Here is a 21,352-nt window from a genome sequence, read left to right as displayed (position 1 = left end):
TAAGTAATTAAACACTGATGGCAATGTAGTGTAATGAGGAGTGACTTTCATGACCGAGGAAAAAGAAAACCGACAATATATTATTCATCCTACGGCGATTATAGATCCCCAGGCGGAATTAGGTGAAGGTGTTAAGGTGGGTCCATATGCAGTTATAGGACCGCATGTACGAATTGGAGCAGGCACAGAAATTATGTCTCATGTGGTCATTGATGGGTGGACTACGATTGGTGAAGAATGTCGATTTTTTCCATTTTCTGTGATTGGATCGGAACCCCAGGATTTAAAATTTCAAGGGGAAAAAAGTTATGTAATTATAGGAGATCGGTCGGTATTTAGAGAATCGGTTACCGTTAGTCGAGCTACGGGGGAAGAAGAAGAAACTCGTATTGGAAGTGATTGCTTATTTCAAGCTAATACACATATAGCACATAACTGTGTAGTTGGAAATTTTGTTATTATGAGTAATTGTGCAGGGTTAGCTGGGCATGTTATCGTGGAAGATCGAGTGGTTATTGGTGGTATGGCCGGCGTTCATCAATTTGTGAAGGTGGGCCGGAATTGTATGATCGGTGGTTTGGCTAAGGTAGTACAAGATATACCGCCCTTTGTTATTGTAGATGGACAACCAGCACGCTGTATTGGATTAAATAGCGTGGGGCTTTCGCGTGCAGGTATTTCGGAACCTGTTCGGCGTGAATTGAAAAAGGCGTTTAGGTTCTTATATCGTTCCGGGTTAAATTTAGGACAGGCTATTGCTGTTATGGAACAGGAATTGGATAGTTCAGAAGAAGTGGAACATTTTTTACGGTTCTTACGTAATGCGGAACGGGGGATTTGTCGCGGGACAAAAGACTGATTTCGCATTCAAGAAGGGCAGGCGAGGTTTTCGCCTCCCTTTTTTAGTATATATAGGTACAATTATAGAATAACGAAGGAGTAAAAGGGATATATGGAAAAAATTGGTTTATTTGCTGGTGTAGGTATATTGCCGGTAGAATTTGTTCGTGCAGCAAAAAAAGCAGGATACACTGTTGTTGTTATTGCTGTTGTTCCCGATGTAGCACCGGAGTTAGAAAAAGAAGCTGATGTATATTATCAGATTTCTGTGGCTAAATTAAATAAAGTCATTCAAACGATGAAAAAAGAGGGTGTTACGAATGTTACAATGATTGGTAAAGTGACGAAAGAAGTGCTATTTAAAGGCCTCGTGTTACCCGATTTTAGGACATTAAAGGTATTAGCGTCATTACACAATCGAAAAGACGATACGATTATGTTGGCGTTAGTAGAGGAATTGGCGAAAGACGGATTAACGGTAGTGGATCAAACGAAGTATTTAAAAGCGTTGTTGCCTAAAGAAGGCGTGCTAAGTGAAATGCAGCCTACGGCAGCAGCACTAGCGGATATGCGGTTTGGATTTCGCATGGCAAAGGCCATAGGAGGATTTGACATTGGGCAAACTGTGGTCGTCAAGAAGTTAGCCGTCATGGCGGTGGAAGCGATTGAAGGGACGGATGCTTGTATTCGTCGCGGCGGACAACTAGCCCGGGAAGCGGGCGTGGTGGTAAAAGTAGCCAAACCGAATCAAGATTGGCGGTTTGATATGCCTACGGTAGGTAAAAATACGATATTATCTATGATAGAGAGTAACTGTAATGTTTTGGCAATAGAAGCGGAAAAAACACTGTTTGTAGAACAGGAAGAAGTAAACATGTTGGCACGGAAACATCATATTTGTATTTGTGCTATAACCGAAGATATGTAGGAGGGCCTATGAAGATTATGTTTTCTGTGGGAGAAGCCTCGGGTGATTTACATGGTGCAGCTCTGGCAAAAGCGTTGGTAAAGCAAGTTTCGCAGGTGGAAATGATTGGGATGGGCGGTAAACATATGGCTTCTGCCGGAGTGCATCTCGTCTACGATATTCAACAGTTAGGTGTAGTGGGGATTGGCGAAGTAATACGGAAGATTCCTTTTTTCTTTCGGCTGCGAACTTATTTATTGGACGTTATGAGGAGAGAAAAACCAGATATATTAATCTGTATTGATTATCCTGGATTTAATATGCAATTAATGAAAAAGGCTAAAGCCCTGGGCATTCCCGTCATATATTACATTTTGCCTACAATTTGGGCTTGGAATAAAAGTCGTGGCAATGTTATTGCACGCTATGCTGATTTAGCGATTTCTTTGTTTCCGTTTGAAGCACAGTTATATAAACAATTAGGTACTAATGTTATTTATGCAGGACATCCTTTGTTGGATATGGTACAGCCGACAATGGATAAAGAGAAAGCTTATGCGGCATTTGATTTAAATCCACAGAAAAAAACGGTGTTGTGTATGCCTGGTAGTAGGTTGCAAGAGGTGCAGCGTTTGTTGCCTGTGATGATGCAAGCAGTACAAAAGTTGCAACAGCGTATAGGTAATGTGCAATGTATCATTCCACGGGCACCTACTATTTCACGTGCTTTGTTGGAACGGATGGTTTATCCGGCAACAGTTCCTGTTCGCATTGGCGAAGGGAATGTATATGATATGATGCAAATTAGTACGGCCGCAGTAGTTGCTTCGGGTACGGCTACATTGGAAACGGCGTTGATGGAAGTGCCAACGGTATTGGTATATAAAGTGAATAGATTTACCTATACCATGGCAAAATTGTTGGTACATGTGAAGTATATTGGCCTTCCCAATATTATTATGGGGCGGAGTATCATGCCTGAATTGTGGCAAGATAAGGTAACGCCTCAACGGATTGTATCGGTATTACAACCCTTGTTGACGAATGAAATTATACATGAAAGACAACGTTGTGCGATGGCGATGGTTCGCAGTGCGTTAGGGTCTCGAGGAAGTGTGGATCGGATTGCGATGGAAATTGTTAAGTTTATTAAGGAGCGATAGTAGGAATGAAGCAATATAGTGAATGGCAGGGATATAAAAGATTATTAGTATTTTTGCGTCCTTATCGTATTCAATTGTTGATTGGCGTTATTTGCATGGCCCTGTCCGGTGCCAGTAATATAGTTGTTCCGTGGTTAATAAAAGAAGTAATTGATAAAGTTTTAGCAGATAAAGATATTTATACGCTTAATTTGATTGCTCTTGCCATTTTGGTTTTATTTGCTTTACGCGGCTTTTTTTATTTTGGTCAACGTTATTTTATGACGTATGTAGGACAACGGATGGTTAATGATATTCGTGAACGCTTGTATCGTCATCTGCAACGGTTATCGTTATCTTATTTTGATCGGCGTAAAACGGGTACGATCATGAGCAATTTAACCAATGATGTTACGACATTACAAAATGTCATGACGAACAGTATGGTTTCTTTTGTACAAGAATTTGTTATTTTAATTGGCTCTTTAGTATCCATGCTGGTTCTATATTGGAAATTAACGTTGATTACGTTGGTGATTGTTCCCCTTGTTATTGCTACGATACGGTTTTTTGGTTTACGGTTACGGATGGCAGGGCATGATGTACAGGGAAAAATTGCGGATATTACAACGCTGCTGGAAGAAGTGATTTCGTCGATTCGTATTATTCGTTCTTTTCACAGGGAAGATTTTGAAATTAGACGTTTTTTAAAACAAAATGATAATAACTTTGAGGCACTTATGAAAGCAACAAAGTTAATGGCCATGCTTACGCCCGTTATTCAATTTTTAGCAGCTATTGCCGTAACGGGAATTATTTGGTATGGTGGTGTCAGTGTTATTCGTGGAGAAATGACAGCGGGTGCATTAATTGCCTTTTTGATTTATGCGATTAATTTGACTAATCCTGTTCGTCGTATTAGTGAAATATATGGTGATATCCAACGTTCATTAGCTGCGGCTGATCGCGTATTTGATACGTTAGATACGGAATCAGATGTCAATGAGTCACCGCAGGCAATTACGCTGCCTCTGGTTGCAGGGAAAATTGAGTTTTCCCATGTGTTTTTTTCCTATGACGCGAAACATATGGCTTTGCAAGATTTTAATTTAACGATTCAGCCCGGTGAAGTGGTGGCATTGGTCGGACCAAGTGGGGCGGGAAAGTCTACGGTGGCTAATTTGTTGCCTCGATTTTATGATGTGACGGCTGGGTGTGTTAAGATTGATGATATTGATGTACGTGATGTTACTTATGCATCGTTACGTAATCAAATTGGCCTAGTGCCACAAGAAACCGTGTTGTTTAATGCTTCGATTCGAGAAAATATCTTATATGGGCGGTTAGATGCTACGGAAACAGAGATTATTGAAGCAGCGAAAGCCGCGAATGCTCATCAATTTATTATGCAATTACCGCAGGGATATGATACGGTTGTCGGCGATCGGGGAAGTTCCTTATCTGGGGGACAACGTCAACGGATCTCTATTGCACGTGCTATTTTAAAGAATCCGCGTATTTTGATTTTAGATGAAGCTACATCTGCTTTAGATACGAAAAGTGAAAAGATTGTACAAGCGGCGTTGGACAGGTTAATGAAAGATCGTACAGCTGTCGTGATCGCACATCGGTTGAGTACCGTGCGTAATGCTGATTATATTGCCGTTATTGAAGGGGGACGTATTGTTGAATGGGGAAAACATCAAGCGCTGTTAGCTAAACAGGGGGTATATGCTCGGTTATATGCGGTCCAATTTCAAGGAGAAGTAGGAGTAGCAACAGATGAACGGGAATAAAAAAGGACTTTTGGGATATGCAATATATATGCTACTTATGAGTATAGTTTCCATTTTTTTGTTACTCTATGAAGCATATACGAGTCTATGGCATCGTCGTTCGAGTCGGTGGAACCGATTATTTCTTGCTACCATACCAGATAAGCCAATTCTTTTGGTGCATGCCGCTTCTGCTGGAGAAGTGTTGGCTGTTGAGCCTTTATTGCATCAATTGGAAGAGAAATACCCACAGTATGCACTTGTTATTTCAACGGGGACAAAGACTGGATATGCGTTGGTGCAGCGGTTTTTTCCTCATCTTTCGGTAGTGTATTTTCCCTGGGATATACCGTTGGTGACTAAAGCATGGTTGCGACATATATCACCACGACTTATCGTTATGGTAGAAACGGAATTATGGCCATATTTTTTGCGGACAGCGGCTCGTTTACAAATACCTGTGGTGATGGTAAATGGGCGAATTAGTAAGAAGACGTTTGGCTTTTTGCGACATTTTCCTTCGTTCGTTCGATATATATTATCTTCGATACAGTTGTTTTTGATGCAAAGTGAGCATGCGGCCGTATATATAAAACAACTGGGTGCTTATGAAGAACGTATCCATATTACGGGGAATATGAAATATGATCAAACATATGGACAAGTTAGTCCTACTTATAAAAAGTCGTTGCAACAGCAATTGGGTATCACGGATAAACACTACCCTATATGGGTGGTGGGGAGTACACATATAGGTGAGCATGAGCATATATGTAATGCTTTTCAACAAGTGAGGCATGCTTTTCCTCAGGCGAAACTTATTTATGTACCACGATATATTAATGAAGTAGAAAAGATCATAGAAATGGGTCGTACTTGGCATATTGATTTTGTGAAACGTAGTGAGGGGAAGCCTTTGGTGACAGATAGCCCTATTATTGTAGATACGATGGGAGAATTAGGTCAGCTATATAGTTTGGCCGATATCGTCTTTGTTGGGGGGAGTTTAACGCCTGTTGGTGGGCATAATGTGTTAGAACCGGCATCACATGGTAAGCCTATTATAGTAGGTCCTCACATGGAGCATTTTGCTGATGTTTTTGCTAGCTTTCAAGAGCAACATGCTATTATTACTGTAGCCAATGCAAAGGAATTAGCTGCGGCATGTATGTATTTAGCCAAGCACAAACAAGTGGCGATGGATATAGGAAAGACGGGGTTACAGATTGTACAAGCTAATCAAGGGGCTACGGAAAAAACGATACGTATTATCGCTGACTTGATGAGAAAGGAGCTATAATCGTGGGGATACGTAATGTGATCAGTCGATATTTTCATAAACTTATGACTAATACGTCTTTATCGTTATGGGATCGATGCGTGGTATTCTTTTTACAGGGCTTATCTTACGTGTATCGATTTGCCGTAACACTGATGAGAATGTTGTATATATGGCAAATTCGTCGTTCTTATCGCGTGTCAGCTGCAGTTATCAGTATAGGAAATATCACGGTAGGGGGAACAGGCAAAACGCCGTTTACTTGTTTTTTAGCGAAATACCTTTATGATCATCATAAGAATGTAGCCGTATTGACGCGGGGATATCGGAGTCAAGCAGAAGATACGGGGGTATTAGTGAGCGATGGTGAAAAAATTGTCACAACGTCTGCCTTAGGTGGTGATGAAGCATGTGTGATGGCCCGTTTACTCATGCATATTCCTGTGTGGGCTGGGAGAAAACGATATCAAAATGCATTGCATTCAATAGAAAAATTTAATACGAATGTATTTGTGTTAGATGATGGATTTCAACATTGGCAATTGGTACGAGATCTTGATATTGTATTATTAGATGGCACCAATCCATTTGGCAATGGCTATGTTTTACCACGAGGTATTTTGCGTGAGCCCGTACCACAATTGAGGCGTGCTGATATCATTGTTCTCACGAAAGCAGGTAAATTAACTGTAGCCAAAAAACAAGCACTCGCAACGTATATTAGACGATATAATAAGACGGCTCCGCTTGTGGAAGCGGTAACGGAAGTGGTTGCTTGTATTCCTTTTTCTGCATGGGTGCAGAGAATGGGAGAAAATAATTGCGTTTTGGAAAAAAGGCAGCGGGTAATTACCATTTCAGCCTTGGGGAATCCGCTTGATTTTGAAGAAACGGTTCAAAGACAAGGTTATCAAGTGGTTTCGACACGGCGATACGCTGATCATCATCGGTATGAAGCTGCTGATTATCAAACATGGCGACTGTTAGCACAACAGTATCAAGCGGTATGTATTACGACGGAAAAAGATGCTGTAAAAATAGAGGCAGTACAAGTCAAGGACATACCTTTATATGTATTATCCATTGAAATGAAATGGACACACGGTCGAGAAGAAGCCGAACGTGTCTTGTGGAAAAAAATAGGAGCATAATTATGAATTGTATTTGTATTATTCCAGCACGGTATGGATCGACCCGTTTACCAGGCAAACCGTTAGTGGATATTGCGGGTAAATCGATGATTCAACGCGTATATGAACAAGTAGTGAAAGCGGCTGCGTTACAAACGGTAGCCGTGGCGGTGGACACACCACAGGTATATGATACGGTTATTCGCTTTGGTGGTAAGGCGATTATGACGCGTCAAGATCATGTGACAGGAACAGATAGATTAGCAGAAGCTATTAGGCATTTTCCTGAAGCGGATGTTGTTGTTAATGTGCAAGGGGATGAACCGTTGATTGCACCTGAAATTATTAATTCATTGTGCAGGGTGTTTGACAAATATCCAACGATTCAAATGGCAACAGTGGCGACCCCTTTGCAAGAGAGTGAATATGATGATCCATCTGCTGTTAAAGTGGTACTGAATAAACGAGATGAAGCGATGTATTTTTCTCGGTCGCTTATTCCTTATCCGCGACAAGCCTATGGAAATCAGTGTCAGCCTTATAAACATGTAGGTATATATGCGTATCGATATCGTTTTTTATTGCAATATGCCCAAATGGCACAAACACCAGCAGAAAAAACCGAATCATTGGAACAGTTGCGTGTTTTAGAAAACGGGTATACCATAAAAGTAATTAAAACTAATCATCAATTCATAGGAGTTGATACACCTGAGGATTTGCAGCGGGTGCAAGCGTATTTTTTACATAAAGGAGAATAACGAGTGGAAAGAGTAAAGCCTGTTAAAATTGGAAATATTACCGTAGCAGATGATGGAAAGTTGTTTGTTTTAGCTGGTCCATGTGTATTGGAAGAAGAAGAACGTGTATTAGCTATTGGTAAAGTTATGAAAGATATTTGTCAACGTTTGGGGCTCGCATATGTGTTTAAAGCCTCTTTTGACAAAGCAAATCGTTCGTCTTATACGTCTTTTCGTGGACCGGGTATAGAAAAAGGATTGGCTATGCTACAACGTATTAAAGAGGAATTACAAGTGCCAATTGTGAGTGATATTCATACGCCAGATCAAGCCCAGCGGGCTGCAGAAGTATTAGATGTATTGCAAATTCCGGCCTTTTTATGTAGACAAACTGATTTACTAGAAGCGGCAGCAGCTACGGGTAAATGCGTGAATGTTAAAAAAGGGCAATTCATGGCACCGGAAGATATGAAAAATGTATTATCTAAAATGGAAAGACTAGGAAATGAAAATTTACTATTAACGGAACGGGGATTTTGTTTAGGTTATCATAATTTAGTTGTAGATATGCGTGGCTTACCTATTATGCGCAGTTTTGGTTATCCTGTTGTTTTTGATGCAACACATAGTGTACAATTGCCGGGAGGAGCTGGTACTAAATCTTCAGGGCAGCGGCAGTTTATTGGTAATTTAGCTCGAGCAGCAGCTGGTGCAGGGATTGACGGCGTATTTATGGAAGTACATGATAACCCCGAAGAGGCCTTGAGTGATGGACCTAATATGCTTTATTTATCGCAAGTAGAAGCGGTGTTAAAAGATATGGTAGCGATTCATGAAATAACGAAAAAAAGTGTAAGTACGGCTAAATAAATAGGAGTATATAATGATGGATATATTGGAAACGGCAAGGGATGTGCTTTTACAAGAAGCGAAAGGTATTGAAAAATTAGCCCCTCTTTTAAATCAAAGCTTTGTACAGGCGGTACAATTGATCTTGGCATCATCAGGAAGAGTCGTTGTGACGGGAATGGGAAAGTCGGGACACATTGCCAGAAAAGTATCGGCAACGTTATCCAGTACGGGTACGCCTTCTGTATATTTGCATCCTGGTGAAGCCATTCATGGTGACTTAGGTATGGTCACCGTGAATGATGTTGTTTTGGCATTTTCTCATAGTGGTGAAACACCAGAAGTAGTTCAAATTTTACCGTCATTAAAACGAATAGGGGCAAAGATGATTGCTGTCGTAGGCAATCATAATTCAACGTTGGCTCAAAATGCTGATGTTATTCTAGAAGTAGCGATTGAAAAAGAAGCTTGCCCATTAGGCTTAGCTCCGACTACGAGTACGACTGTTTCCTTAGCACTAGGGGATGCCCTAGCGGTGGTTTTACTGTCAAGTCATCATTTTACAAAAGACCAATTTGCTGTTTTTCATCCTGGCGGTTCGTTAGGTAAAAAATTATTGCTTACGGCAGCACAAGTGATGCATAAAGGAAAAGAACACCCCGTTTTACCGGAAGATGGAACCGTACAAGATGCTCTGTTTATGATGACCGAAAAGGGGTTAGGGGCTGTTTCTATTGTTGATGCACAAGGCTTGTTAGTGGGTGTGGTGACTGATGGCGATGTGCGGCGTGGACTGGAAACGGGAACTAATTTTTTGCAGTGGCCGATTGAGGCAATGATGACTAAAAATCCACGGCAAATTCAAGAGAATAAATTGGCTGCTGAAGCATTACATATTATGGAAACACATCAACCACGACCTATTACGGTTCTTCCTGTCGTAGATGAAACAGGAAAAGCGGTAGGAATGATTCATATTACAGATTTGTTGAAACAAGGGGTGATATGATGATACAACCAAAGTCGCTTTTTTTACTGGCGTTTGATGTTGATGGGGTTTTGACCGATGGTTCTTTGTATTATGGCCCCCAAGGAGAAGCATATAAGTGCTTTTCTGCACGTGATGGCATGGGGATTTCTTTAGCACGGTTGGCAGGATTCAAAACAGCGATTATTACGGGCCGACTATCCGATATGGTGAAGCGGCGGGCAGCCGATTTAGGAATTGATTATATATATCAAGGAGTAGAAAATAAACTCATAGCGTTACAGGCATTGTGTCGGCAAATTGGGATAGAAGTCTCGCAAGTGGCTTATATGGGGGATGATATTAATGATATGGCTGTACTAAAAGCTTGTCAGTATAGCGGTGCTCCAGCTGATGCTTGTAAAGAAGTGCGGAAGATAGCTTCTTGGGTATCTATATATCCTGGTGGTAAAGGTGCTGTGCGTGAATGGATAGAATACCTTTTGCGACAAGAGAAACGATGGGAAAGAGTACTACAACAGTATGAAGATTATCGCAGTGACGTGCGACAATAGGGAGGAATATTTTTATGTCAAGAACGGGATGGCAATATTATCTTGCTCGCGGCATTAGTAAACTCATTTGTCAATTTTCGTATGAACGCATTATTGCGTGGGGACGAAAATTAGGACCTTTGGGTGAAAAAATATTGCATAAACAAAGAGAACGCGGCATTCGTCATATTATGCAAGGCCTAGCTTGTACGCAAAAGGAAGCGGAAACGATTATTGCGGCGGTATTTGCTAATTTAGGGCAGTCTTTGTTGGAAATATTATATACGCCGCAGTTATGTAAAGAAAATATACATACGTTTGTAACGTTAGAGCATGAAGAACGGTTACAGCAGGCGTTGGATAAAAATAAAGGAGTTATTGTGTTAACTGCTCATTTTGGCAATTGGGAATGGATGGGAGCGGCTCTTTCCTTGTATGGATATCCAACTACAACTATCGTTAAAAATCAGCCGAACGATCAATTGACACGTTTATTAAATGAACATCGGCGGATGATGGGATTAGAAGTTTTTGAACGTGGTGGTAATGCGATGATTATTGCGGCGAGAGCGTTGCGAAGAAAAAAGATTTTAGGATTTTTAGCAGATCAAGATGGCGGGGAAGATGGTGTACCAGATGAATTTTTAGGGAAATTTGCCTCTTCGCCGAAAGGCCCCGCTCAATTTTATTGTAAATTTGGCTCACCAATTGTGCCTATTTTTGCTATTCATGATGAACAGCATCATCATCGGGTTTTAATTGGGAAAGAAATAGCGTATGAACCAACGGGAGATACAACGAAGGATATTGCAGAAGTGACGCGATTGTTAACGGCAGAAACAGCACGTCTTATACAAACCTATCCGGCAGAATGGTTATGGTTTCAGCACCGTTGGCGGACGCAACAAGCATCGATGCATACGGAGTCATAAAGGAGAAGATAGACGTGCAAACTCTCTTTCGCAAGTATAAAAAAGTGATTATCGCTGGTAGCGTTGTCTTTCTTTTTATAGTGCTTTTATATAGCATATTACGTCAGACGGAACAATCTACATTACCACGAGCATTGGTAAAGGCCATTTCTTTTCAAGGCACACAGGGGATAGAAGAACGGAAAAAGGAAGACTTGTTTGGCGGATAGAGTCACGACAAATCAAAGTAGATCAAGATACACAACAGGTTTATGTTAAACAACCACAGGGAAAATTTTGCAGTGCGGAAGGTATGGTGATGTCTTTTCATGCATCCGCTTGTTTGATTGATCGAAAACAGGCGAAGGTAATTATAGAAGCCCCCATAGAAATTACGACATCTCAAGGCGATCGCTTACAGACGAAAGGTAATATCGTTTATAATGGAAAGACTGAAACTATTACGGGGGGACCAGTGGTTATTTATCGTTCTGATGGTATTAAGTTACAAGCGAATTCGTTTATCTCAGATGTATCGTTACAACATGTAAAATTAAAAGGACAGGCAAAACTTACTAAGGGAGAATAAATATGAAACATACAGGAAAAGAGTGGGGGATGATTATTGGCATAGTTGCCTTAATCAGCACAAGTGTTCTGTCGATACAGGCAGCACCAGTACCTGTTTCGGTAACAGCCGATCAAATGGAATTTAATGGCCAAGCACAAACGATTACTGCCGCCGGTCATGTAGTCGTTTCTCGTGGTACTACGAAAATTACGGGACAACAGGCACGGTATCATATTCAGCGAGATGTGGCGGAATTGACAGGACATCCTGTCCTTACACAACCAGGGTTATTGATACAAGCAAAGAAGGTAGGCGTGTATCAGCAACAGCATGTTGTGGCAGATGGTGGCGTATACATTAAACAAAAAGATAAGGAAATAAAAGGAAATAAGGTAGATTATCTCATTTCACGTGAATATGGTATCATTACAGGCAACGCTTTTTTACAAGCACAAGGATATCAGTTGCATGCGGATAAAATTGAAGCTTGGTTAGGTGCAGTAAAAGCGATTGGCACGGGGCGTGTACGGATTTATTCGGCAACAGATCGCTTGCATGCATCGGGGAATCAAGCCGTATATACGCAAACACCAGGCAAAGATGATGGCGTATTAGTGTTAACGGGAAATGTAAGTGCGACACAACGAAAAAGCATGTTTCGAGGAGAAGCTGTGCAGGTACGGCGGAGAGATGAATCGATACGGACATTTAGCCGTTCGACCATCGTGATAAGCCCATCTCAATCTTAGAGAATAGAGGAATTTTATGCGCATTGAAACTCATCATTTAACAAAAGTATATAAAGAACGGCAGGTCGTAAATGGTGTTACCATTCATGTAGAGCAGGGAGAAGTCGTTGGTTTATTAGGTCCCAATGGTGCAGGAAAAACGACGACTTTTTATATGATTGTTGGCATTGAGCATCCTACGGGCGGGAGTATTATGGTCGATCATAAGGATATTACAAAGCTGCCTATCCATCGTCGTGCGGCTTATGGTATTGGGTACTTGCCACAGGAAGCGTCTATTTTTCGTAAATTAACGGTAGAAGAAAATTTGCTGGCTTTATTAGAAACGACTAAGTTGACGAAGGCGGAACAGAAAAAGAAGGCACAAGCTTTGATGGAGGAGTTTTCCATTACGCGGCTTAAAGATTTTCCAGGGATTCAATTATCGGGGGGAGAAAGAAGACGGGTAGAAATCGCTCGTTGTTTAGTGACCGATCCAGCGTTTATTTTATTAGATGAACCATTTGCAGGTATTGATCCATTGGCGGTAAATGAAATTCAAGGTATTATTAGTCATTTAAAGCAACGCGGTATAGGGGTGTTAATTACAGATCATAATGTTCGAGAAACATTAAGTATTGTTGACAGGGCTTATATTTTAAGTGAAGGACGTATTTTGTTAGAAGGAACACCTACACATATCGCACAAGATGAGGTGGCGAAAAAATTTTATTTAGGGGAAACATTTCATATGTAGGAAAGGAGCAGATTTATGCGGATTTTAGATCGATATATACTAAAAGAATTTATTAATCCTTTCCTTTTTGGTGTATGTGCTTTTACGGCTGTATTTGTAGGAACGGGAACATTGTATCGTATTGCGATGATGATCAATGAATATGGTGCATCATTAGCGGCTGTTAGCAAGGTGTTTGTGTTGGCCTTGCCATCTATTATTGTTTTGACGTTTCCTATGTCTGTGCTATTAGGTTCATTGATGGCGTTTGGGAGTTTGTCATCATCAAGTGAAATTATTGTTATGCGTGCAGCAGGACAGAATTTTGTGCGTTTAGCACTTCCTGTTTTCGCAGTCGCTTTTTTTATTTCTCTTGGCACGACTGCTTTTAATGAATTTGTCGTACCACGGGCAAATAATGCGTATAATACGATTATTAATGAAGAAATACAACATCGGGCTGTTCCTGCATCACAGGAGCATATTATTATAAAAAATGTGCAAGGCGATAAGATTAGTAGTTTGGTCTATGCTAGGCAATATGATGGCAAGGCGAAACAGTTTAAAGATATAACCGTACAAGCATTTGAAAATGATCGCTTGGTGCGGGTAGAAAAGGCAGATCGAGCTGATTGGAATGGATATAAATGGTTGATACATGAAGGCGTTCTTTATGATGTTTCACAAGGGGAAGAAAGTACACGGACCTTAACTTTTGAAAATCAAGAATTACCGATTACGCAACAACCAGATAAGATATATATGGAACAAAAAAAGCCAGAAGAACTTACCATTCGAGAAATTCGTATGCAAATTCGTCTGTTAGAAGCAAATCACGTAGATACGAATAAATTGAAGGTGGAATTATATAATCGGTTTGCTTTACCGTTAGCTAGTTTAGTTTGTGCCTTTATTGGTGCACCTTTAGGAATACAGAAGCAACGGGGGAGTTCATCGATTGGTTTTGGTATTAGTGTGGTCACTATTTTTATTTATTATTCGATTATGACATTGACTAATTCTATGGGTAATGGGGGGGTGATTCCTCCAGTAGTAGCGGCATTTTTACCAGATATTATCTGCGGCATTGTAGGCATAGGACTCATTTTGAGGCAAGTGAAATAGCCCCCTTTTTTTTAGTTTTCAATGGATTTACTTATATTTTTAATAATTATAAAAAAAGTGCTTGCAAAAGGATTTATTTCGTGATAGAATGTTTCTTGTTCAAGGCACAAAAGTGTTTTGCACAATGTGTGTAAGATGGCCCCGTGGTGTAGCGGTTTAACATGTCGCCCTGTCACGGCGAAGATCGTCGGTTCAAATCCGATCGGGGTCGCCATATTTGCTCAGGTAGCTCAGTCGGTAGAGCAGGGGACTGAAAATCCCCGTGTCGGCGGTTCGATTCCGTCCCTGAGCACCATGATGATGCGGAAGTAGCTCAGTGGTAGAGCACCACCTTGCCAAGGTGGGGGTCGCGAGTTCGAGCCTCGTTTTCCGCTCCAAATGGCGGCATAGCCAAGCGGTAAGGCAGAGGTCTGCAAAACCTTCATCCCCAGTTCGATTCTGGGTGCCGCCTCCATTTTTTACTTCATCATGCCGAGGTGGCGGAATTGGCAGACGCAACGGACTTAAAATCCGTCGGATAGTGATATCCGTACCGGTTCGACTCCGGTCCCCGGCACCAACAAGAAAATGGCGGTGGAAGTAAGGTTTTGTAAGGCCTTCATCATCAAAAAAAAGGTTTGGATATATGTCCAAACCTTTTTTTGTAATTTTTCTTTACTTACCTTATAATAAAATAGGAGCGGCATATGGAATATCAATATAAAGTATCTGACTTTGAAGGTCCATTAGATTTACTGTTATATTTAATCGAAAAGAACAAAGTCGATATTTATAACATTCCTATTGTTGAAATTACCGATCAATTTCAAGCGTATATTAAACAACTACATGGATTTGATGTAAATTATGCTAGTAAATTTTTTTTGATGGCGGCCACATTATTAAAAATAAAATCATATTCCCTTTTACCGAAGACGGCAGGACAGAATGAAACAGAAGAAACGTCATTACGGGATGAATTAGTGCAGCAATTAGTCGAATATAAACAAATGAAACAAGCCGCCAATGTGTTACGTTCTTTTTGGGACATACGTCGTCAAATGGTAGCACGTGAACGAACGCCTGCCATGTGTTCAGAAAAGTTTGTCGGAAACATAGAGGCACCTAGGTTATATCAGGCATTTTCAGTAGCTTATCAAGCATTAAAAAAAGAAAAAAAGAGACCGATTTATTTACAACGAGAAATTTATAGCGTAGAAGAATGTATGCAGCGTATTCTGTATCAGCTAGATAAAGCTTCCCAAGCAGTAGCACTATATGCTATTTTTGCGGAATGTCAAAGTAAGGTAGAATTGATTGTTACCTTTTTGGCTGTATTGGAATTATTAAAACAGGGAAAAGGGAAGACGATCGCTTGCGGAAAGGATGGAAATAGTATTGCCTTACGAGCTTCAGGAAGATAAAAAAGAACGAAAAACAGCGATTTTAGAAGCCCTTCTTTTTTTAAGCGGTCAACCGCTAACGGGACAGGAAATTGTTGCCCATACAGGATGGACGATGGAGCAAGTAATACAGGTTGCAAGGGAATTACAAAGGGAATTACAAATTCAACAACGAGGCATCATTCTGATTAATGTAGCTGGCGGATATCAGTTAGCGACAGATCCAACCTTATATGAACAGATTCATTGGGTTAAAAAAGAAACCAAGGAATTATCTACTGTTGCCATGGAAGTATTAGCTATTGTAGCCTTTAAACAACCGATTACGCGAGTGGAAATTGAACAAATTCGAGGGGTATCTTCTGAACGCATATTGGGGACATTAATTCATCAAGGATTGATTGTTGATTTAGGGCGTAAAGAGGTGACGGGAAGACCTATTATGTATGGAACGTCTCCCTATTTTTTGGAGTGTTTAGGAATAAATTCGGTAGATGAGTTGGTTGCGAGTGTGAACATGACGTTGCAGAAAGAAACAAGGGAGGATATGGATGGAACGATTACAAAAGGTGATGAGTAACTATGGTGTGGCTTCGCGTCGTGCATCGGAAAAACTTATTTTAGAAGGACGGGTTCGAGTTAATGGCATCATTATTCGGGAAGTAGGTCTAAAGGTAGATCCGCAACGAGATATTATTATTGTTGATGGTAAACGGATAGAAGCACAACCGAAACGGTATTATTTATTTAATAAGCCGAAAGGGGTCATCACTACGGCGAGTGATGAAAAAGGTCGGGAAACGGTGATGGATTATTTTAAAAAGGTGCCAGAACGAATTTATGCGGTTGGTAGATTAGACCAAAATACGGAAGGCTTATTACTGATGACCAATGATGGGACATTGGCCAATATATTAATGCATCCGAGTAAAATGGTAGATAAAACGTATGAAATTAAAGTAAAAGGGCGTATTCGTGATGCCGTTTTACAACAGTTAGCAGATGGAGTACCTTTAGCGGATGGTATGACCGCACCAGCGGATGTATATTATATTGGGTATGATAGTCATACGAATATTACTTCTTTAGAAATTACGATTCATGAAGGGCGAAATAGACAGGTACGTCGGATGATGGAATATGTAGGTTATCAAGTACATAATTTACGGCGAGTTCAATATGCTTTTTTGACGTTAAGTGGAGTTAAACGAGGTGCGTATCGATCATTGACGCGAGAAGAAGTTGCCGATTTATATAAATATAAGTAGGGGAATATATGGATATGAAACGTGTTGGTGTTATTGGTGGTGGTGCCGCAGGGTGTATGGCTGCATTTGCGGCGGCTCAAGCGGGAGTAAAGGTTACGCTTTTAGAAAAAAATGATATTGTCGGTAAGAAAATGGGCATTACGGGAAAAGGAAGATGTAATCTAACGAATGCTTGTTCGATGGAAGAATTTATTGCTAATACACCAGGGCATGGACGGTTTTTATATAGTGCGTACGGTCAATTTTCAAATCAAGATTTATGCAAATTAGTACATCAATGGGGATTAGAAACCAAGGTGGAACGTGGAGGAAGAGTTTTTCCTTTGAGTGATAGTGCTATTGAAGTGCGTAAATTATGGTACAAGGCATTACTTCGGGTAGGCGTGGATATACAGCTTAATGAAACGGTACGAGCGATTGAACATACAATGGGTCATTTTGTTGTTGAAACGATGCAATGTACATACACGTTTGATGCATGTATTATTGCGACAGGGGGCATGTCGTATCCCTCGACCGGTTCGACTGGTGATGGGTATCGGTTTGCTCGACAGTTAGGGCATGAAGTGACTGAATTGCGACCTGCACTTGTCCCTTTTGTTACACGAGAAACGTGGCCCAATCAATTATCGGGGCTTACGTTAAAAAATACGGAAGTATCATTGTGGCAAGGAAAAAAGCAAATTGGCAATGAATTTGGAGAAGTATTGTGTACGCATTTTGGTGTATCAGGGCCTACGATATTGCGATTAAGTAGTATCTTAGCACATCAACGTAAATGGACGTATCCGCTTATATTGAAGTTAAATGTTAAGCCCGCATTACGGGTCGAGCAATTGGACAAACGGATACAACGAGATGTAGAAGCAAATATTCGTAAACAGGTTGGACATGCGTTGAAAAAATTGTTGCCTCAGCGATTATTGCCCATTGTCTTAGCACAAGCTCATATTCCTGAAGACTTGGTAGTGAATCAACTGACGAAGGAACAACGAAGTGCATTGGTAGAGGTATTGCAACATATACCTTTGACTATTACGGGGACCCGTCCGTTAACGGAAGCGATTGTTACTGCTGGCGGTGTCAATGTTAAAGAAATTAATCCTAAAACGATGGAATCCAAAATAATACAACACCTATATTTTGCGGGAGAAGTATTGGATATTGATGCGTTTACAGGAGGATATAATTTACAGGCTGCTTTTTCTACGGGTTATGTGGCAGGAAAACAAGCGGCACAGGAGGAAGTTGGATGAAGCTCATTAGCGTAGCTATTGATGGACCGGCTGGTTCTGGCAAAAGTAGCGTATCAAAAATAGTGGCCTCACAAGTTCAGTATTTATATATTGATACAGGGGCGATGTATCGAGCCGTTACGTTAGCGTTACAAGAAGCACAAGTTGACATATGCGATGAAGTAGCGGTGGAACGTATGTTAGCACAAAGCGAAATCAGCTTAAATCGAGAAGCCGCGGGGTATAAAGTGTATTTGAATGGACGTGATGTGACTACTGCGATTCGCACACCCATTGTATCTGATCAGGTATCCTCCGTTGCAGCCTTAGGGGTTGTACGGAGAAAAATGGTAGAATTACAACGACAGATGGCGGCAGGGGGTGGTGTTATTTTAGATGGTAGAGATATTGGCACGGTTGTATTACCGCAGGCGGAATTGAAAATTTTTTTAACCGCCTCTGTAGAGGCACGAGCTAAACGGCGATTTGCTGAATATCAACAACAAGGGGAAGCGATTACATTAGATGCCGTTATAGAAAATATTAAAGCACGAGATTATCAAGATTCTCATCGGGAAATAGCTCCTTTAACTTGTGCCGACGATGCAATTATCGTAGATAATAGTAATTTGTCTTTAGAGGAAACGGCGGCATATATTATTAAGCTTATTAAGGAGAAACAGGCATGAGAAAATATATTGATCCAATATTGCGGCAGCTATTTAATTTGGTGATGTATGTGTTTATCGGTATGCGTGTTAGCGGTAAAGAAAAGGTACCACGACAAGGACCAGTTATTATGATTTTTAATCATGAAAGCTACTTTGATCCACCTTTAGTAGGAACAGCCGTATCACATCGGTTTATTCATTTTATGGCTAAAGAAGAATTGTTTCGGCATCCTGTTATGCGGTATATTTTACGCTATATGAAATCATTTCCTGTGCGACGAGGGGTGACAGATCGAACTGCGATTGTAGAATCATTAAAAGTACTTAAAAGCGGTGAAATTTTAGGTATTTTTCCTGAAGGCACACGGCATAAAAAAGGTGTTTTAGGAAGGTTTCATGATGGATTTGCGTCATTAGCAATCAAAACAGGGGTGCCCGTGTTACCCGTTGCGATTATTAATTCTCGACCATTGCCGAAAAAAAGGGGCCCCGTTAAAGTTATATTTGGGGATCTTGTTTTTCCGCCTACAGCGAAAGCAACGGATAAAGAAGCGGTACAGCAATTTTGTGAACAGATGAGACAGACATTACATCAGATGTTAATTGAACATGGAGGAACGGGCGTATGAAAGTAGAAATAGCCAAGAATTGTGGCTTTTGCTATGGTGTACGGCGTGCAGTGGATATGGCCTCTAAGGCAACAGCGGGGACGCATACACTAGGACCGATTATTCATAACCCTCAAGTGGTACAACAGTTGGCGCAACAAGGCGTGACACCGATAGATAACTTGCGATCAGTCCATGCGGGGGAAACGGTGTTAATTCGTTCGCATGGTGTGGGACCTGAAGTATATGAGGAAGCCCAAGAAAAAAAAGTGCAATTAGTAGATGCAACTTGTCCACATGTTAAAAAAGCTCAACAAGATGCGAAGAAAATAGTGTCTCAAGAAAAAAAATTAGTCATTATTGGAGAAAAAAATCATCCTGAAGTAATTAGTATTTCCCAATGGGGGGTAAATCGTGCTATTATAATAGATAAGGAAGAAGAAGCACAGGAAATTCCTTTTTGTGAAAATATGGGGGTCGTTGTACAAACAACTTTTTCGCAAGAAAAGTATAATCATATCGTGGATATTTTGAAATTAAAAACAAATCATTTAGAAACGCATATGACTATTTGTACGGCTACACAACAATGTCAAGAAGCGGCAATTGAATTAGCAAGACGAGTTGATGCGATGATTGTTGTTGGGGGAAGAAATAGTGCCAATACAGGTCGCCTTGCCCAAGTTTGTCGTGAACAAGATTGCCCAACATATCATATAGAAACGGCGGAAGAATTAGATTTAACCCAGTTTCATGATATGCATCATATAGGCATTACAGCCGGTGCTTCTACGCCGGATTGGATAATACAGGAGGTTGTTAAAGTTATGGAAAATTGTCAAGCAGACAACGCAGAAGTAATGAGTGAAGAATTGTTAAACCAGTATGATTACGATGAAAATTTAAAGAAGGGTGACGTGGTTGACGGTACCGTTATTTCTGTGAATGATGACGCTGCTTTTGTTTCCATTGGTACGAAAGCAGAAGCAATCCTGCCAAAAAAGGAAATGGCCGTTCCTGCACCAGAAAAAGCAAGTGATTTTGTTGCTGTTGGCGATACCTTTAAAGTAGTTATTGCCAGTGCGATTAAGGAAGAAAGCGCTATTGTTGTTTCTCTTGTGAAGATGCAGAAAGAAGCTGATTGGGAAGAAGTGCGTCAAGCATATGATGCCAATCAAGTGGTAGAATGCGTAGGAAAAGAAACCAATAAGGCGGGGTTAGTTGTTTCGATTAAAACATTACGTGGGTTTATTCCGTTATCGCAAGGGGATATTCATTTTGTTAAAACGTTAGAGCATTTAGTAGGAAAAACATTCGAGGCCCAAATTATCGATTTGGATGAACATAAAAATCGGTTGGTTCTGTCAAGAAAAGCTGTTTTAGAAGCAGAACGAGAAGAAAAAAGAGAAAAAGCATTAGCTACGATTGCAGAAAATACAGAAGTAGACGGAACCGTTGTTAAAATTATGCCATATGGAGCATTTGTTGATTTAGGTGGCGTTGAAGGATTATTGCACATTTCTGATATTTCGTGGAAACGGATCAATACAGTTGAAGATGTACTTTCCGTTGGCGATACAGTACATGCATTGGTACAGCAATTTGATCGGGAACGTAATCGTATTTCCTTATCCATAAAAGCATTACAGAAAAATCCTTGGATTGAAGCGATTGAAAAATTTGCCGTAGGGGATGTCGTAGAAGGAAAGGTTATCAAAATTTTAAATATTGGAGCTATTTTAGCTATTGACCCAGAAATACAAGGGTTGTTACATATTTCTGAATTAACACCACAACGGGGCGTAGCCGTAAAAGACATTGTTCAAATTGGCGATACGATGAAGGTGAAAATTATTAAAATTGATCCTGATAAACATAAGGTTTCATTAAGTGCATTAGCGATAGTAGATACCGGTGATAATGAATAAACAGTG

The 21,352-nt window shown here is 40.5% G+C and carries 23 protein-coding genes and 5 tRNA genes; all 28 read left to right on the top strand.

Annotated elements, in window-relative coordinates:
* Positions 1-49 precede the first annotated feature (49 nt).
* The 28 genes from lpxA (at position 50) to HMPREF1040_RS05530 (ending at position 21,346) form a co-directional block, all read left to right on the top strand.
* Positions 50-859, top strand: coding sequence for an acyl-ACP--UDP-N-acetylglucosamine O-acyltransferase (lpxA, locus tag HMPREF1040_RS05665; protein ID WP_007392967.1), 810 nt, complete (start codon positions 50-52; stop codon positions 857-859).
* 93 nt (positions 860-952) lie between these two features.
* Positions 953-1,768, top strand: a complete 816-nt coding sequence (locus HMPREF1040_RS05660) for an LpxI family protein (RefSeq protein ID WP_007392983.1) — start codon at positions 953-955, stop codon at positions 1,766-1,768.
* A gap of 8 nt (positions 1,769-1,776) precedes the next feature.
* On the top strand, positions 1,777-2,910 hold the full coding sequence (lpxB, locus tag HMPREF1040_RS05655) for a lipid-A-disaccharide synthase (RefSeq protein ID WP_007392976.1): 1,134 nt from the start codon (positions 1,777-1,779) through the stop codon (positions 2,908-2,910).
* A 5-nt stretch (positions 2,911-2,915) separates the two neighbouring features.
* Positions 2,916-4,685, top strand: coding sequence for an ABC transporter ATP-binding protein (locus tag HMPREF1040_RS05650; RefSeq protein WP_007392948.1), 1,770 nt, complete (start codon positions 2,916-2,918; stop codon positions 4,683-4,685).
* On the top strand, positions 4,672-5,964 hold the full coding sequence (locus HMPREF1040_RS05645; protein WP_007392985.1) for a 3-deoxy-D-manno-octulosonic acid transferase: 1,293 nt from the start codon (positions 4,672-4,674) through the stop codon (positions 5,962-5,964). The genes HMPREF1040_RS05650 and HMPREF1040_RS05645 overlap by 14 nt, the downstream gene beginning before the upstream one ends.
* Before the next feature lie 2 nt (positions 5,965-5,966).
* Entirely contained in the window at positions 5,967-7,094 is a 1,128-nt protein-coding gene (lpxK, locus tag HMPREF1040_RS05640; protein WP_007392956.1) for a tetraacyldisaccharide 4'-kinase, read from the top strand.
* Between the two features lie 2 nt (positions 7,095-7,096).
* Positions 7,097-7,834, top strand: a complete 738-nt coding sequence (kdsB, locus tag HMPREF1040_RS05635) for a 3-deoxy-manno-octulosonate cytidylyltransferase (protein ID WP_007392951.1) — start codon at positions 7,097-7,099, stop codon at positions 7,832-7,834.
* A 3-nt stretch (positions 7,835-7,837) separates the two neighbouring features.
* Complete coding sequence (gene kdsA / locus HMPREF1040_RS05630) at positions 7,838-8,683, top strand: 3-deoxy-8-phosphooctulonate synthase (protein WP_007392973.1); 846 nt, start codon at positions 7,838-7,840, stop codon at positions 8,681-8,683.
* A gap of 16 nt (positions 8,684-8,699) precedes the next feature.
* Positions 8,700-9,671, top strand: coding sequence for an SIS domain-containing protein (locus HMPREF1040_RS05625; RefSeq protein ID WP_036257745.1), 972 nt, complete (start codon positions 8,700-8,702; stop codon positions 9,669-9,671).
* Positions 9,668-10,204 carry an HAD family hydrolase gene (locus HMPREF1040_RS05620; RefSeq protein ID WP_036257742.1) on the top strand — a complete coding sequence of 179 codons (537 nt, stop codon included), beginning with the start codon at positions 9,668-9,670 and terminating at the stop codon, positions 10,202-10,204. The genes HMPREF1040_RS05625 and HMPREF1040_RS05620 overlap by 4 nt, the downstream gene beginning before the upstream one ends.
* A gap of 14 nt (positions 10,205-10,218) precedes the next feature.
* A complete protein-coding gene (locus tag HMPREF1040_RS05615; RefSeq protein WP_007392980.1) occupies positions 10,219-11,115 on the top strand; it encodes a lysophospholipid acyltransferase family protein in 897 nt (298 codons plus the stop codon).
* 14 nt (positions 11,116-11,129) lie between these two features.
* A complete protein-coding gene (locus tag HMPREF1040_RS05610) occupies positions 11,130-11,324 on the top strand; it encodes a hypothetical protein (RefSeq protein WP_007392984.1) in 195 nt (64 codons plus the stop codon).
* Positions 11,231-11,683 (top strand): LPS export ABC transporter periplasmic protein LptC, encoded by a 453-nt coding sequence (lptC, locus tag HMPREF1040_RS08405; RefSeq protein ID WP_369688068.1) that lies wholly within the window; start codon positions 11,231-11,233, stop codon positions 11,681-11,683. The genes HMPREF1040_RS05610 and lptC overlap by 94 nt, the downstream gene beginning before the upstream one ends.
* 2 nt (positions 11,684-11,685) lie before the next feature.
* Positions 11,686-12,414 carry an LptA/OstA family protein gene (locus HMPREF1040_RS05600; protein ID WP_007392963.1) on the top strand — a complete coding sequence of 243 codons (729 nt, stop codon included), beginning with the start codon at positions 11,686-11,688 and terminating at the stop codon, positions 12,412-12,414.
* Positions 12,415-12,430: 16 nt separating this feature from the next.
* The gene (gene lptB, locus HMPREF1040_RS05595) at positions 12,431-13,150 is read left to right on the top strand and encodes an LPS export ABC transporter ATP-binding protein (RefSeq protein WP_007392969.1); all 720 of its coding nucleotides are present in this window, start codon (positions 12,431-12,433) and stop codon (positions 13,148-13,150) included.
* Between the two features lie 15 nt (positions 13,151-13,165).
* Positions 13,166-14,254: an LptF/LptG family permease gene (locus tag HMPREF1040_RS05590; protein WP_007392978.1), complete on the top strand. Its 1,089-nt coding sequence runs from the start codon at positions 13,166-13,168 to the stop codon at positions 14,252-14,254.
* A gap of 137 nt (positions 14,255-14,391) precedes the next feature.
* Positions 14,392-14,468: transfer RNA gene (locus tag HMPREF1040_RS05585), tRNA-Asp, on the top strand.
* A 5-nt stretch (positions 14,469-14,473) separates the two neighbouring features.
* Positions 14,474-14,549: transfer RNA gene (locus HMPREF1040_RS05580), tRNA-Phe, on the top strand.
* Positions 14,550-14,556: 7 nt separating this feature from the next.
* Positions 14,557-14,631, top strand: a tRNA-Gly gene (locus tag HMPREF1040_RS05575).
* A gap of 3 nt (positions 14,632-14,634) precedes the next feature.
* Positions 14,635-14,708, top strand: a tRNA-Cys gene (locus HMPREF1040_RS05570).
* A gap of 16 nt (positions 14,709-14,724) precedes the next feature.
* A tRNA-Leu gene (locus HMPREF1040_RS05565) sits at positions 14,725-14,813 on the top strand.
* Between the two features lie 127 nt (positions 14,814-14,940).
* Complete coding sequence (locus HMPREF1040_RS05560) at positions 14,941-15,657, top strand: ScpA family protein (RefSeq protein ID WP_007392940.1); 717 nt, start codon at positions 14,941-14,943, stop codon at positions 15,655-15,657.
* Positions 15,632-16,216 (top strand): SMC-Scp complex subunit ScpB, encoded by a 585-nt coding sequence (gene scpB, locus HMPREF1040_RS05555; RefSeq protein ID WP_007392972.1) that lies wholly within the window; start codon positions 15,632-15,634, stop codon positions 16,214-16,216. The genes HMPREF1040_RS05560 and scpB overlap by 26 nt, the downstream gene beginning before the upstream one ends.
* Positions 16,188-16,904 (top strand): pseudouridine synthase, encoded by a 717-nt coding sequence (locus HMPREF1040_RS05550; protein ID WP_007392966.1) that lies wholly within the window; start codon positions 16,188-16,190, stop codon positions 16,902-16,904. The genes scpB and HMPREF1040_RS05550 overlap by 29 nt, the downstream gene beginning before the upstream one ends.
* 14 nt (positions 16,905-16,918) lie before the next feature.
* Entirely contained in the window at positions 16,919-18,160 is a 1,242-nt protein-coding gene (locus tag HMPREF1040_RS05545; protein ID WP_036257759.1) for an NAD(P)/FAD-dependent oxidoreductase, read from the top strand.
* Positions 18,157-18,828 (top strand): (d)CMP kinase, encoded by a 672-nt coding sequence (cmk, locus tag HMPREF1040_RS05540; protein ID WP_007392936.1) that lies wholly within the window; start codon positions 18,157-18,159, stop codon positions 18,826-18,828. Before HMPREF1040_RS05545 ends, cmk begins: the two co-directional genes overlap by 4 nt.
* Positions 18,825-19,439 (top strand): 1-acyl-sn-glycerol-3-phosphate acyltransferase, encoded by a 615-nt coding sequence (locus tag HMPREF1040_RS05535; protein ID WP_007392961.1) that lies wholly within the window; start codon positions 18,825-18,827, stop codon positions 19,437-19,439. The genes cmk and HMPREF1040_RS05535 overlap by 4 nt, the downstream gene beginning before the upstream one ends.
* Entirely contained in the window at positions 19,436-21,346 is a 1,911-nt protein-coding gene (locus HMPREF1040_RS05530; protein WP_007392990.1) for a bifunctional 4-hydroxy-3-methylbut-2-enyl diphosphate reductase/30S ribosomal protein S1, read from the top strand. The genes HMPREF1040_RS05535 and HMPREF1040_RS05530 overlap by 4 nt, the downstream gene beginning before the upstream one ends.
* The last annotated feature ends 6 nt before the right edge of the window (positions 21,347-21,352 follow it).

The organism is Megasphaera sp. UPII 135-E, assembly GCF_000221545.1.
GTDB classification, from domain to species: domain Bacteria; phylum Bacillota; class Negativicutes; order Veillonellales; family Megasphaeraceae; genus Megasphaera; species Megasphaera hutchinsoni.
This window is presented reverse-complemented; position numbering and strand designations above follow the sequence as displayed.

Excerpts from the sequence above, each read along its gene's own strand:
- lpxA (WP_007392967.1), top strand. The coding sequence starts at position 50 with ATGACCGAGGAAAAAGAAAACCGACAATATATTATTCATCCTACGGCG.
- HMPREF1040_RS05660 (WP_007392983.1), top strand. The coding sequence starts at position 953 with ATGGAAAAAATTGGTTTATTTGCTGGTGTAGGTATATTGCCGGTAGAA.
- lpxB (WP_007392976.1), top strand. The coding sequence starts at position 1,777 with ATGAAGATTATGTTTTCTGTGGGAGAAGCCTCGGGTGATTTACATGGT.
- HMPREF1040_RS05650 (WP_007392948.1), top strand. The coding sequence starts at position 2,916 with ATGAAGCAATATAGTGAATGGCAGGGATATAAAAGATTATTAGTATTT.
- HMPREF1040_RS05645 (WP_007392985.1), top strand. The coding sequence starts at position 4,672 with ATGAACGGGAATAAAAAAGGACTTTTGGGATATGCAATATATATGCTA.
- kdsB (WP_007392951.1), top strand. The coding sequence starts at position 7,097 with ATGAATTGTATTTGTATTATTCCAGCACGGTATGGATCGACCCGTTTA.
- HMPREF1040_RS05625 (WP_036257745.1), top strand. The coding sequence starts at position 8,700 with ATGGATATATTGGAAACGGCAAGGGATGTGCTTTTACAAGAAGCGAAA.
- HMPREF1040_RS05620 (WP_036257742.1), top strand. The coding sequence starts at position 9,668 with ATGATGATACAACCAAAGTCGCTTTTTTTACTGGCGTTTGATGTTGAT.
- HMPREF1040_RS05615 (WP_007392980.1), top strand. The coding sequence starts at position 10,219 with ATGTCAAGAACGGGATGGCAATATTATCTTGCTCGCGGCATTAGTAAA.
- HMPREF1040_RS05600 (WP_007392963.1), top strand. The coding sequence starts at position 11,686 with ATGAAACATACAGGAAAAGAGTGGGGGATGATTATTGGCATAGTTGCC.
- lptB (WP_007392969.1), top strand. The coding sequence starts at position 12,431 with ATGCGCATTGAAACTCATCATTTAACAAAAGTATATAAAGAACGGCAG.
- HMPREF1040_RS05590 (WP_007392978.1), top strand. The coding sequence starts at position 13,166 with ATGCGGATTTTAGATCGATATATACTAAAAGAATTTATTAATCCTTTC.
- HMPREF1040_RS05560 (WP_007392940.1), top strand. The coding sequence starts at position 14,941 with ATGGAATATCAATATAAAGTATCTGACTTTGAAGGTCCATTAGATTTA.
- HMPREF1040_RS05550 (WP_007392966.1), top strand. The coding sequence starts at position 16,188 with ATGGAACGATTACAAAAGGTGATGAGTAACTATGGTGTGGCTTCGCGT.
- HMPREF1040_RS05545 (WP_036257759.1), top strand. The coding sequence starts at position 16,919 with ATGAAACGTGTTGGTGTTATTGGTGGTGGTGCCGCAGGGTGTATGGCT.
- cmk (WP_007392936.1), top strand. The coding sequence starts at position 18,157 with ATGAAGCTCATTAGCGTAGCTATTGATGGACCGGCTGGTTCTGGCAAA.
- HMPREF1040_RS05535 (WP_007392961.1), top strand. The coding sequence starts at position 18,825 with ATGAGAAAATATATTGATCCAATATTGCGGCAGCTATTTAATTTGGTG.
- HMPREF1040_RS05530 (WP_007392990.1), top strand. The coding sequence starts at position 19,436 with ATGAAAGTAGAAATAGCCAAGAATTGTGGCTTTTGCTATGGTGTACGG.